Source organism: Mycobacterium sp. NPDC004974 (assembly GCF_053600815.1).
The window spans coordinates 91504-102986 of the sequence record NZ_JBSGAQ010000015.1; the positions used below are offsets into that span (position 1 = coordinate 91504).

At 63.3% G+C, this 11483-nt stretch carries 11 protein-coding genes; 3 read left to right on the forward strand and 8 right to left on the reverse strand.

Annotated elements, in window-relative coordinates; genetic code table 11:
- Window positions 1-25: 25 nt before the first annotated feature.
- The 5 genes from ACWEFV_RS26780 to ACWEFV_RS26800 all read right to left on the reverse strand — a co-directional run bounded on the left by ACWEFV_RS26780 (window position 26) and on the right by ACWEFV_RS26800 (window position 5769).
- Window positions 26-517, reverse strand: coding sequence for a hypothetical protein (locus tag ACWEFV_RS26780; protein WP_450072377.1), 492 nt, complete (start codon window positions 515-517; stop codon window positions 26-28).
- Complete coding sequence (locus tag ACWEFV_RS26785; RefSeq protein WP_450072378.1) at window positions 514-1122, reverse strand: hypothetical protein; 609 nt, start codon at window positions 1120-1122, stop codon at window positions 514-516. Before ACWEFV_RS26785 ends, ACWEFV_RS26780 begins: the two co-directional genes overlap by 4 nt.
- A gap of 960 nt (window positions 1123-2082) precedes the next feature.
- The gene (locus ACWEFV_RS26790) at window positions 2083-2889 is read right to left on the reverse strand and encodes a hypothetical protein (RefSeq protein ID WP_450072379.1); all 807 of its coding nucleotides are present in this window, start codon (window positions 2887-2889) and stop codon (window positions 2083-2085) included.
- Window positions 2890-3066: 177 nt separating this feature from the next.
- The gene (locus ACWEFV_RS26795; protein WP_450072380.1) at window positions 3067-3948 is read right to left on the reverse strand and encodes an EspA/EspE family type VII secretion system effector; all 882 of its coding nucleotides are present in this window, start codon (window positions 3946-3948) and stop codon (window positions 3067-3069) included.
- Between the two features lie 57 nt (window positions 3949-4005).
- Entirely contained in the window at window positions 4006-5769 is a 1764-nt protein-coding gene (locus ACWEFV_RS26800) for a hypothetical protein (protein WP_450072381.1), read from the reverse strand.
- A gap of 56 nt (window positions 5770-5825) precedes the next feature.
- Here ACWEFV_RS26800 and ACWEFV_RS26805 point away from each other — a divergent pair, with 56 nt between their 5' ends.
- The 3 genes from ACWEFV_RS26805 to ACWEFV_RS26815 are packed head-to-tail and all read left to right on the forward strand — an operon-like array spanning window position 5826 to window position 9171.
- Window positions 5826-6767, forward strand: a complete 942-nt coding sequence (locus tag ACWEFV_RS26805) for a GDP-mannose 4,6-dehydratase (protein WP_450072382.1) — start codon at window positions 5826-5828, stop codon at window positions 6765-6767.
- Between the two features lie 39 nt (window positions 6768-6806).
- A complete protein-coding gene (locus ACWEFV_RS26810; protein WP_450072383.1) occupies window positions 6807-8588 on the forward strand; it encodes an N-acyl-D-amino-acid deacylase family protein in 1782 nt (593 codons plus the stop codon).
- A 1-nt stretch (window position 8589) separates the two neighbouring features.
- On the forward strand, window positions 8590-9171 hold the full coding sequence (locus ACWEFV_RS26815) for a TetR/AcrR family transcriptional regulator (RefSeq protein ID WP_450072384.1): 582 nt from the start codon (window positions 8590-8592) through the stop codon (window positions 9169-9171).
- Here the strand turns inward: ACWEFV_RS26815 and ACWEFV_RS26820 are convergent.
- The 3 genes from ACWEFV_RS26820 to ACWEFV_RS26830 are packed head-to-tail and all read right to left on the reverse strand — an operon-like array spanning window position 9168 to window position 11483.
- Complete coding sequence (locus ACWEFV_RS26820; protein ID WP_450072385.1) at window positions 9168-10457, reverse strand: hypothetical protein; 1290 nt, start codon at window positions 10455-10457, stop codon at window positions 9168-9170. The genes ACWEFV_RS26815 and ACWEFV_RS26820 overlap by 4 nt on opposite strands.
- Entirely contained in the window at window positions 10450-10800 is a 351-nt protein-coding gene (locus ACWEFV_RS26825) for a DUF2304 family protein (RefSeq protein ID WP_450072386.1), read from the reverse strand. Before ACWEFV_RS26825 ends, ACWEFV_RS26820 begins: the two co-directional genes overlap by 8 nt.
- Window positions 10797-11483: a glycosyltransferase family 2 protein gene (locus ACWEFV_RS26830; protein WP_450072446.1), complete on the reverse strand. Its 687-nt coding sequence runs from the start codon at window positions 11481-11483 to the stop codon at window positions 10797-10799. Before ACWEFV_RS26830 ends, ACWEFV_RS26825 begins: the two co-directional genes overlap by 4 nt.

An 11483-nucleotide genomic window follows, 5' to 3' on the forward strand; every position in this document is an offset into this window, starting at 1 on the left:
TTGCCAGCTTGGCACCACGCCCGTTCTAGTCGTCGACCGACCGCATTACGAGCGTGTTTGAACCGCTGCGCAGGTAAGCAGTCGATCGCCAATCGTTGTTGCTGAGTGCGGTATCCAGCGCTCTGCTGGTGAGAAACGGGCCAGCAGGTACTTCAGTACGAAGGCTCTCCTTGAGGCTCGGAGCCTCGCCGGTTGCCGTAGGCGCGTATTTCGACCGCAACGCGTCTGCGGTGGTCGGTTGAAGTTCGATGATCGCTTCGATCCAGTAGACCGAGGGCCCCGGCACCGTGACCCGGCTGTCCGATTGTGCGCCGAGGGTGCCGCTCATCCATGTGGCAGAGATCGGGCTGCCAATGTTGGGGAACCGTTTGGTCAGTGGCCCGAGATCATGCCGAATCACGTTGGCTTGTACCGAAGTTTCTGTCCGCGGGGATTCGTCACCGCTGCGACAGCCTCCGAGCGAAATCGCGACTGCGAAAACGAGGGCCACACCGACTGGTCTCAGTAGCGTCGTCATTGTGTTGTCCTGACTAACTTCCCGATGCAATCTGCAATGGGGAAGCCGATGTCGTCGCGGGCGATGCTTCCCGGGTAGCAGGGTGAGATCGCATCTACGGTGGGCGGGAAACTTGTCGGAGACGCAGAAACGATCTGTAGGCGGTAGCCGTCGGGGCCGTAGCCGAACTGGTTGGGCTTGCGGAACTCGTCGCGCTCCATCACCTTCCATCCCCAGCTGCGCCAGATATCGCCGACCTTCGTGACCGTGGCATTGTTGTCGGTTCCCGGAGTGGAGCGCAGTTGACCGATGGTGCTGAAATTCCTAGGCGCTGTGGGTGTGCTGTCGTTGTCGTCGCAGTAGCCGGTTGAGCCGGCAGAGCCATATCGCGTGGCATCCAGGACGGTGCCCGGTGGCAAGGCGTCCAGCGTTCGTTTCAGATACCCGAAAACTGTGTCCTGCGCCTGTTGTTGCGACTGGGGTGCAACATCTTTGACGTTCATGCCGCTGTGTTCATTCCGTCCGCCACAGGCCGTGACGGTCAGGCAGAGCCCGATCAGAACGAACGGGGCGAGTTTCCACTTGGTTCCGAAGCACTCGTTCAGATACTCATTCGATGAGTGCATTGATTTCCTCGGGGATGTCGCCGGCCGTTTCCGGATAAATGTTGGTCTTGACCCACGTCCCCGGGTTCGTATCGAAAGGTACTCAGCTCCCATGGGGTCAAATACCTGCGGATCTGTCACATCAGAAAGGCATGCCAGGTCGACTAGCCCGATGACTCGGGCCAGCCGGGAGTCGGGGCCGACGTCGGGAAGTCGCTACGAGAATGCTCACCGTTAGTGAAAAATGCCCGCCGTTCCGGTGAATCTGGAGCCTTCGCGACGCAGCTGGCGTAGTCGGCTTGGTTTGTCGGCCAGACAGCGTTGAATCCGGCGTTCCCCGCTAATAGTGGGCCTGAAAAACTAGAAACCTTCCAGCCATTGAATACGTCGTCAGTGGGGGCAGGGAGCGGCCCGGCTTGCGGAGGGAGACTATCGGCTTTATCGGCCGGCGCAGAAAGCGATATCCGCATTGCATAAATTCCACCGGTGTCCGCGTACCCACCCTGACCGACGCTGGTAAGTACTCCCTTATTTTTCTCCGCTGCGACTGCGTAACTATAATTGCACAGAGTGACCATTGTTGTTTTTTCAGTGCTGTCCACGGATAGAATGTGGTATCGGTCAGTACCGACTAGTGGATGCTCCAATGGGTGATTCGTATTCGGCCGACGGCGCCGCTCGTCGGCGTTAGTGCTGTCAGAGGGAGCGTTAGGTGGCACCGCCTCAGTGAAGCCAGGATATGCGAGTTCTAGGTTGCCGGAATATTGTGCCAGCATGTACGACTCTATGTAGGCGCGTACAGGGACCGCTGGCCCGCGGTCAACATCGATTCCGTCTTCACTGTCCCATTGAAATCTCAAGTCGCTGATCAAACCGCTCCATCTTTGGGCTTCGGTTGGGGTTTCCGCAGTGTTGCAGGCGGTCAGTGTTACTGAGATTGCAGTCAGCAATGGAATTATTGCTTTAGTGCTTGCCACAGGCTCAATTGCCCTTCTTTGAGTCGGGGGTCTTAGTGATCTGTTCGTACTTCTTGGCGTACTCGCCGGCTGGGTTCTGGTCGACTCCCAGGGTGTCCTCCAATGCGCGATTAAACTGCCCCTGGAAGTCGGTGTCGGAAAGAAGCGGCAGATTGCGCTCTGCTATCTCATGGTACGAGAGGATCCTGTACACCGGATCGCCGTGTTTGTTGACTCCGTCTTGGGCGATAAACGCTTTATCGATCGCGCTGGTGTCGACGTGCACGCCCTCGGCCAAGAGAGCGTTGAGAACGAAGCGGGCAGAACGGTCGCCGGTCATATCCGGAATGGCTGGAATGTTCGTGTTTGGTGGATCTCCGAGTACGGTGCTCTCCATCGCTGAACCGAACACGGACATCGCAGCGCTCCCTGCAGGTCCCGCTGGTGTCGCCCCTGCAGCCGTGCTCAGTGCTGTGACGCCTGCGCCATATGCCAACTTCCGCATGTCGTAGGCGTCTTTCTCGCTCATTCCTATCGCGCGCAACCCTTCGTGGGTTCCCGAATCCACGAGCCCCTGTAGCACTGCTGCGTTGAGTATCCGAGGGTCATCCCTACGCACGTCTGCGTGTTTTCCGACGTCGTCGGCATATGAGTGCGCCTGTTCGAGTGCCAATTTGTCGGCCGCAGCGTTGAATTCGACGTATGCGTCTTGCTGGGTTCCGAGGACGGAGAATAAACCCTTCGCGATCGGGCGCTCCGAGTTCAGGCCGTCGAGAGAATTGAATCTGTCTCCGTCGGTGTTAGCTCCCGATATGCCGGCGATGTCGTCCATGTAGGGTGCAAGCCATGCGCATATGCCTTTACGAGCGCGGGGTTGAGCTGGCCCAGTGTCTGATGTCCGAACGGGTTATGGGGATCATTCATCCGCATTAGTTCATCTTTGTGGTTGCCCAGATAGTCGGCGTATTTCTCGGCGGTGGTGGCGGCTATGTCGCTTTCGAGGTGATTGTCATGAGTCCAACTGAATAGGGAGCCCGCGGCCCGTTTTGGGGAACCGGATGTCGTCATTGCTCATCAGTTGCCACGAGTCACCCATTATTCGCTGATGGGCGCCGAGTCGCTCTTCGGCTGTAGCTAGGTCCTTCACGCTCATTCCATGCGTTTGAGCATTTACTTGGCTCAGGTATGAGCCCTGTATGGCGGAAAGGTCTTTGGTGCCAGATCGTTGCTCGGGATCAATGGATTCCAGCACGTCATCGATTCGCTTCGCAGCCGCCTGGTCCCCGGCGAGAGCCTTACGGACGTCCTCCTCGGCTCGTTTGCGCGCTTCCGCGTCATTATCTGCCCGAGGTATGGTCTCCTCGCTGTCAAGCTTCTCGGAACCCGGTCCAAACTTTTGATTTGCCAGGGCATCCCATTCGTTTTTCAAGCCTGCGATGCGTCGACCAGCGGAGTTCATTTCGTCGGTGGATTGCTGGATCGTGTTGCTGACCTGTTCAAGGCCTTTGCTTGAGAGCGCCAGAAGGATGCCTTTGGCGGCGTTGTTGTTCGGCATCGACGCAGCCAGTGCTGTGACCCAGTCACGAGTACGGTCGAGATTCTGCCGCCCAGCGCTAACGATGTTGGCGGCGTTTGTGACTTCGTTGGCCATCTTCCTGTCAAGGTCGGCCAGTTTCTCGTAAACGCCGGCATGTTGTTTGTTGGCCGCGGCATAGGCCTGCGAACCGGTACCTTGCCACTGGTGGTCCGGCGCGGCGGATTCGATTGTGGACTTCATCTGCATGAGCTTGGAGCTGCTGCCGTCGTAATGGCTGCCATCGACGGGCGTGCCTACGCCGAACGTGTCCTTCGCTTTCGACCATGTCGAATAGAAGCCATCAAGCGCGCTCACAGATCGTCCCCCTCGACAGGATCCCGACAGTCAGCGTTCATTATCCCAGCACCCGAACTAGCTGGGTGCCAGGAATCCGACGGGCCCGGGGGAGATGCAGACCGACAGTGCGGCGGTGTTGGCGTGCACGGTGATGGACTGGCCGGCCCCGGGCAGTCGGACGAAGACGCGGTTGAGGCCGGGCCGCACCGGCACCTTCACCTCGGGTCCCTCGGCCAGGGCCATGGTCAGGGAACCGTCGCTGTTGGCCAGATAGTTGATCTCGGTGGTCCAGTCGGCAGGCAGCAATGGGCCGTCCAGCGGCATGACGACGGGTTCGTCGGGCTGCACCAGGAATCCGCACTTCGGCGCCGGACCTTCGACGATGGTGCGCACCCAGGTCACCTTGGCGTCGACCAACGTGCCGGTCCGGTCGAACATCCGCAGATCGGTTGTTGCCGGGGCGAACTCGGGGCGCGGAGAGGCAAGGGCGAACATGTGGCTGGCCAGGTTCTCCGGAGCGGCCACCCGCTGCAGGATCAGCGGATCGACCTCTTGATCCAGCAGGGGAGCGGCCGAGGAGGTGGAGGCCAATGATGCGCGGGCATTGTTGAGGTAGGCGGGCACGGGATTGTCCTGCCACACCTTCAGGAAGGTGAAGGTCGAATACAGGCTGCTCGCCACGAAAAGCGCTGCAAGACTGACACATACGGCAGTGCGCGCCCGTGAGTCCGAGAGGACGGAAGAGAACCGTGAGTCTCGGTTCGGCGCACAGAATCCCACAGCCGCGAGCAGCGCCAGCACGACGACCAAGTCCGGCAGATAACGCAGCGTCTGTGCCAGCTCCAACGCGGTGAACCGCGACGAACGCATCAGATAGATCGGGATCTGGCACGCGACGGCATAGCCCAGGACCACGACCAACACCGGCCAGATGCGGGTCTTGCGTACCAGCACCACAGCCACCGCGACGACCAGAAACACCCAGCCCAGCACCATCACGGAGACCGGCGGCGTGGCCCACGGGGAGGCGGGCGCCCAGCGCTGCCAGGACCATGGGCCGCCGACGAGCCCGGGCACGATGCCGTGCGTGAACGAGCGGCTCAGCAGGTCCCAGGTCATGGTCAGGTCGAAGCTCCATCGCTTCTGATCGACGACGACGAGGTAGACCCCGATCCACGCCACGATCAGGGCCAGGGACCCGACCCACAGCCGAAGGCCGCGCTGCCACACCTCACGCACGCTGAAAGTCCCGGTGACGTACCCGAGCAGCGCCACCACTGCGAACGCCACGAACGGGATCACCGCGGCCTTCTCGAAGAACAGCAGTCCGCCGAGAAACACCAGCACACCTGTGACGGCGTGCCGCGAAGACCCGGTCCGCACCAGTAGTACGGCCTCGCCAACCACCCACGCCAGTGCCGCCTGCATCGGCAACGTGTTCAGTCCCGCCGCCCACCACGCGAACCCGGGCAGTGCCAAGGGCGTGAACAACGCGAAGGTCAGGGGCACGAGCAACACGGGGCGCCAGCCCAGGACCACCCACAGCGCCCGCAGCAACGCCAAGGACGCCAACAGCTGCATCACCACCAGGCTCACCGCGGCGAGCACCCAGGAGAACGGCGCCACCCGGGTGACCGCCCCCGACACCAGGAACGCCGCGGGCATGACGTGGCCGTCGTGGTCGTCGAACAGGTAGGACGGTGACAGCAGATTCTGGGTCCCGGCCCGGCCGATCAGGATCAGATCGTCCCAGTAGAAATAGCCCCCGAACGCGAGTATCGCCCGGACCACCAGGTGCAGCGCGATCAGCGCAGCGGCGATGCGGGCGACCTTGTTCACTCTTGCCGACTGTACGGACCCAGCGGGGGCACATCTGCCGTCGGTATGGTGAGCCGGTGCGAACACTGGTGACAGGAGCGGCGGGTTTCATCGGATCGACGCTGGTTGACCGCCTGCTGGCGGACGGGCACAGCGTCGTCGGGCTCGATGACCTGAGCTCGGGGCGGGCAGAGAACCTGAGCAGCGCCGACAACAGCGACAACTTCGAGTTCGTCAAGGCCGACATCGTCGACGCCGATCTGCTGGGCCTGTTCAAGGACACCCAGCCCGAGGTGGTCTTCCACCTGGCCGCCCAGATCTCGGTGAAGCGTTCGGTGGACGATCCGCAACTGGACTCCACGGTGAACGTGGTGGGCGTGGTGCGTCTGGCTGAGGCGGCCCGTCAGTCCGGTGTGCGCAAGGTGGTGCATACCTCCTCGGGCGGTTCGGTGTACGGCACCCCGCCGTCCTATCCGACCAGTGAGGACACCCCGACGAATCCGGCTTCGCCGTACGCGGCGAGCAAGGTGGCCGGCGAGGTCTACTTCAACATGTTCCGCAATCTGTACAGCCTGGATTGCTCGCACATCGCGCCGGCCAACGTCTACGGCCCGCGTCAGGACCCGCACGGTGAGGCCGGTGTGGTGGCGATTTTCGCTCAGGCGCTGCTGGCCGGCCGGCCCACCAAGATTTTCGGCGACGGCTCAGACACCCGCGACTATGTGTACGTCGACGACGTGGTCGACGCCTTCGTCAAGGCATCCGGACCGGACGGCGGCGGTCAACGGTTCAACGTCGGTACCGGGGTGGAGACCTCGACCCGCGAGATGCACACCGCGATCGCACTGGCCGTCGGTGCCGCCGACGAACCGGAGATGTACCCGCCGCGGCTCGGTGACCTGCGTCGTTCCCAGCTCGATATCAGCCGGGCCCGCGACGTGCTGGGCTGGCGGCCGCAGGTGGATCTGGCCGCGGGTATCCCCAGGACGGTCGAATTTTTCCGGGGTAATTCCCACTAAAAGATTGTGAGTACTCACTTTCTCGTTTAGCGTTGCGTCATGTCCTACGACGTCATCGTTCGCAACGGCCTGTGGTTCGACGGCACCGGCGCCCCGCCGCAGGTTCGTACGCTGGGGATTCGTGACGGGGTAGTGGCCGCGGTATCGGCCACCCCGCTCGATGAGTCCGACTGTCCGGACGTCATCGACGCCGGCGGCAAGTGGGTGTTGCCCGGCTTCGTCGATGTGCACACCCACTATGACGCCGAGGTCCTGCTCGATCCGGGCCTGCGGGAGTCGGTGCGCCACGGCGTGACCACGGTGCTGCTGGGCATGTGCTCGTTGTCCACCGTCTACGCCGACACCGAGGACGCTGCCGACCTGTTCAGCCGCGTCGAGGCGGTCCCGCGTCAGTTCGTGCTGGGCGCCCTGCAGCAACACAAGACCTGGTCGGGTCCGGCCGAGTACGTGAAGGTCATCGACGAGTTGCCGCTCGGCCCGAATATCGCGTCGCTGCTGGGGCATTCGGATCTACGGGCCTCGGTGCTGGGGCTGGACCGGGCCACCACCCGCGGGGTCATTCCGACCGACGCCGAGCTGGAAACCATGGCGGCCAAGCTCGACGAGGCCCTCGAAGCGGGCATGCTCGGTATGTCCGGGATGGACGCGGCGATCGACAAGCTCGACGGGGACCGGTTCCGGTCCCGTGCACTGCCGTCGACGTTCGCGACCTGGCGTGAGCGCCGGCGTCTGATCAAGGTGCTGCGCAAGCGCGGACGGATGCTGCAGAGCGCGCCGAGTACGGCCAAAGCCTATGAGGCACTGAACTTCTTCCTGGAGAGCAGCGGCCTGTTCGGTCGGCGTCAGGGTGTCCGGATGAGCCTGCTGGTCTCGGCTGATGCCAAGTCCGCGCCCGTCGCGGTGCACGTGCTGGGGCCGGGCATCCGGCTGCTCAACCGGCTCCTGGGCGCCAAGGTGCGATTCCAGCATCTGCCCGTGCCGTTCGAATTGTATTCGGACGGAATCGATCTGCCGGTCTTCGAGGAGTTCGGCGCCGGTACCGCGGCGTTGCACCTCAAGGATCAGATCGAGCGCAACAAGCTGCTCGCCGACCCTGAGTACCGCCGCCGGTTCCGCAAGTCGTTCGACCGCCGCGTGCTCGGACCGACCCTGTGGCACCGCGACTTCCACGACGCCACCATCGTCGAATGCCCCGACAAGACGCTGATCGGCAAGAGCTTCGGCCAGATCGCCGACGAGCGCGGCATCCACCCACTCGACGCCTTCCTCGACGTGCTGGTCGACAACGGTGAGCGCAACGTTCGATGGACCACCATCGTGGCCAACAACCGCCCCAAGTACCTCGACCGGCTGGCCACGGATCCCTCGGTGCACATGGGCTTCTCGGATGCCGGTGCGCACCTGCGCAATATGGCGTTCTACAACTACCCGGTGAAGCTACTCAAGCGGGTGCGCGACGCACAGCTCCGCGGCAGGCCGTTCATGTCCACCGAGCACGCCGTCCACCGGCTGACCGCCGAGGTGGCCGACTGGTTCGGCGTGTCGGCCGGCACGCTGCGCCAAGGTGACCGGGCCGATTTCGTGGTAATCGATCCGGCCGGCCTGAACGACTCGGTGGAGGCCTACCACGAGGAGTCGGTCCCGTTCTACGGCGGGCTGAGCCGCATGGTGAACCGCAACGACGACGCCGTCGTCGCCACCGCCGTCAACGGGCAGGTGGTGTTCCGCAACGGCCGGTTCCGCGACGGCTACGGTGAGTCGGTGAAATCGGGTCGCTACCTTCGGGCGGGAACCAAGCAGCTGGACCATACGCCGGTCTGACATGGCCAGAACCCAGCAGCAGCGCCGCGAGGAAACCGTCGCACGACTACTCGATGCCGCCATCGACACGATCATCGAGGTCGGGTACGCGCGGGCATCGGCGGCGGTGATCGCCAAGCGGGCGAAGGTTTCCGACGGCGCGCTGTTCCGGCATTTCCCGACCATGAGCGACTTCATGGCGGCCACCGCTCGCGAGGTGGCACGACGTCAGCTGGAGCTGGGCGGCAAGTTGGGCTCGGAGATCGCCGCCGAGCAGCCGCCGTTACCGGCGCAGTTGAGGATCCTGCGCGACATCGCGGGGAGTGACACCAACACGGTGTGGCACGAGCTGCTCATGGCGGCTCGCACCGACGAAAAGCTCAGGGCCGCACTGCAGACCGTGCTTGCCGAGTACATCGACAGTATCTACGAAATCGCCAAGGGCGCGCCCGGGATGGATCAGTTCCCCGAGGATGTTTTCGCCGTACTGCTGTCCATCGTGATCAACACGTTCGACGGCGCGGCCATGGTGCGGCGCGTGCTGCCGATGCCCGAGCTCGAGGACGCCAGGATCGAAATGTTGGCGGCGTTGCTCAGCCGCTAGCTTCCGGTAAGTTCAGCGGCGTCGCTACCGTCCCAGAACGGTGAGAGTCCCGTCCATGCCTGGGTGTCGCTGAAGGACAACAAGATCTGTGCTGCGTCGGTCAATGGATGGTCCTCGCCGAGGATGATCGTGCTGTCCTTGACCAGCCGTCGGGCCCGCTGACCGGCCGAGCCGAATTCGTGTCCGGCCCACAGGCACCATGCAAGGTAGTAGTGCCATAGCAACGTCTGGTAGTCATCGTTGCCCACGCCCCGGGCGCACTGCGACAGTGCTCTTTTCGCCGTCAGAACGCATTCGAAGAAATGAGCTCGGTCGGACTCTTCCTCGTCTGCGGCGTCAGTAGCCCTGGTCTCGGCTTCGGCGTCGGGGCAGTCCGGGTCGTCGCTGCGCTCCTCGAGCTCCAGGCTGTAGGCGAGTTCGCGGGTCAACTCCAGCAGGTCTTGCCACTCCACGCGTGCTGCGTCCCGCTTGTCCAGAGCCGATAGGGTCAATGGGTCCGCATCGCCTCGTCCGCGGGCGAGATCGTCTGCGAGGACCTCCCATTCGGAAATGCGCTCCATCGGGTTGTCAGCTGATTCCGGGGTCCACAGTGCTCGGGTATAGCGGGCCGTCAACGTGGTGGGATCGTCGTGGCCGAGCGCTTTTTCCAGCACCTGGATCAGGTCGTCGAGGTCGTTGAGGGTGTTCGCGGTGACCCCCGTCGCCTCACCGTGCCAGCTCACATGCGCCAGACGCGCCGCCAGGGTTTCGGGATGGTGCTCACCGAGGAGGCGGAGTCGGTGCCGGTGCACCACGAGCGCCTCCATACTCGCCCCGTAGGGATCGCCGAGATCGCGACGGGCCAACGCCGCCGCGTATGCCGCCGCCAGCGTCAGCGGGTGGCGTGCGCCGAACACTCGAGTGTCGGCACCGCACAGGTGAACCCATCGCAGCAGCCGATCGGCTGGATCTGTTGCGCTGTCGTCGATTGCGGCCAGAGTGTGCCGGGCCCACAATGTATCGCGGTGCTCGGCACCGAGAACGCGGATCATTGTCGGGAGTAGGTCACGCAAGGCTTCGATGGCCCCGGCTTCGCCGAGATCGTGTCGCCAACTGACCACCAGCCACGCCACGGCGAGTGTGTCCGGATGATCGTTGCCCAGGGTGGTGCGTCGGGCTTCGAGAACCTCGATGGCGTTGTGCAGCGCCCCGCGTAGATCGCCTGCGCTTTGGCGCTCGGCCGCCACAGTCAGCAGCGCGTTCAGCGGCGCTGCGTCATCGGCATCGACGGATGCCTCGTCACTCATCTTCTGCAGCGGCCGGCACCCGTACGTTCTGCAGAGCCACGGACCGGGCCAGCCGGGCGTAGCGCAGCTCGATGTCCTTGAAGCGCAGGTATGTCGACAGCGTGACGAACACGAACGCGATGATCAGCACGTACTCCATGAGGTCCGTACCGCGTTTCACGCCAAGCCAATTCGCGAGGACCGTGGTGTCGTCGGGCCGAAGGATGGCGTAGATGCCCGCGCCCACGAACAGCACGAAGCCGACCTTGACCCAGGCTTTGGACCGTGCGCTGCGTCGAGATCCCAGAAGGTAGGCCAACAGCGCCAGCACCGAGACGATCAGCAGGGCCTGAATCCAGTTCACCGGGACATCCTCCTGCGTAGCAGTCCGTCGAAGACGATGTTGACGCCGTTGAGCAGCGGCTGTCCCTTCGACTTCGAGTAGTCGGTGTAGAGAATCTCGACCGGTTCCTCGGCCACCCGCCAATGGTTTTCGGCTGCCAGTGCGATGAACTCGCCGGCATGGCTCATGCCGTTCATGGTCAGGTTGAGTGCGTCGGCGACAGTCTTGTTGAACACCCGCAGTCCATTGTGTGCGTCGGTGAGGCCGAGGCTGCGGCTCTGCGGGCTGAGAAACGCCGCGGCGCGCAGGATGACGCGTTTGACCGGCGGGACGTGGGTGACCGTGCCGGCAAACCTGGTGCCCACCACGAGATCGGCGTTGTCGGAATCGAGCCGATCGATCATCCGGATCACATCTTTGACCTGGTGCTGTCCGTCCGCGTCGAAGGTGGCGAAGACCCGGGCACCCGGACGGCTGCGGGCGTACTCGACCCCGGTCTGAATGGCCGCGCCCTGACCGAGGTTCACCGGATGGGGGACCACGTGTGCGCCGGCGGCGAACGCCATATCGGCGGTGTCGTCGCGACTGCCGTCGTCGACGCACACCACGTTAGGAAAAACGGAGCGCACGTCGGAGATGACGTCGCCGATGATGCTCGCCTCGTTGAAGGCGGGGATGATGATCCAAACGTCGTGAAAGCGCAT

Bases quoted from the DNA above. Each gene is read 5' to 3' on its own strand.
- ACWEFV_RS26780 (WP_450072377.1), bottom strand. From the start codon at position 517: ATGACGACGCTACTGAGACCAGTCGGTGTGGCCCTCGTTTTCGCAGTC.
- ACWEFV_RS26785 (WP_450072378.1), bottom strand. From the start codon at position 1,122: ATGCACTCATCGAATGAGTATCTGAACGAGTGCTTCGGAACCAAGTGG.
- ACWEFV_RS26790 (WP_450072379.1), bottom strand. From the start codon at position 2,889: ATGGACGACATCGCCGGCATATCGGGAGCTAACACCGACGGAGACAGA.
- ACWEFV_RS26810 (WP_450072383.1), top strand. From the start codon at position 6,807: ATGTCCTACGACGTCATCGTTCGCAACGGCCTGTGGTTCGACGGCACC.
- ACWEFV_RS26815 (WP_450072384.1), top strand. From the start codon at position 8,590: ATGGCCAGAACCCAGCAGCAGCGCCGCGAGGAAACCGTCGCACGACTA.
- ACWEFV_RS26820 (WP_450072385.1), bottom strand. From the start codon at position 10,457: ATGAGTGACGAGGCATCCGTCGATGCCGATGACGCAGCGCCGCTGAAC.
- ACWEFV_RS26830 (WP_450072446.1), bottom strand. From the start codon at position 11,483: ATGCGCTTTCACGACGTTTGGATCATCATCCCCGCCTTCAACGAGGCG.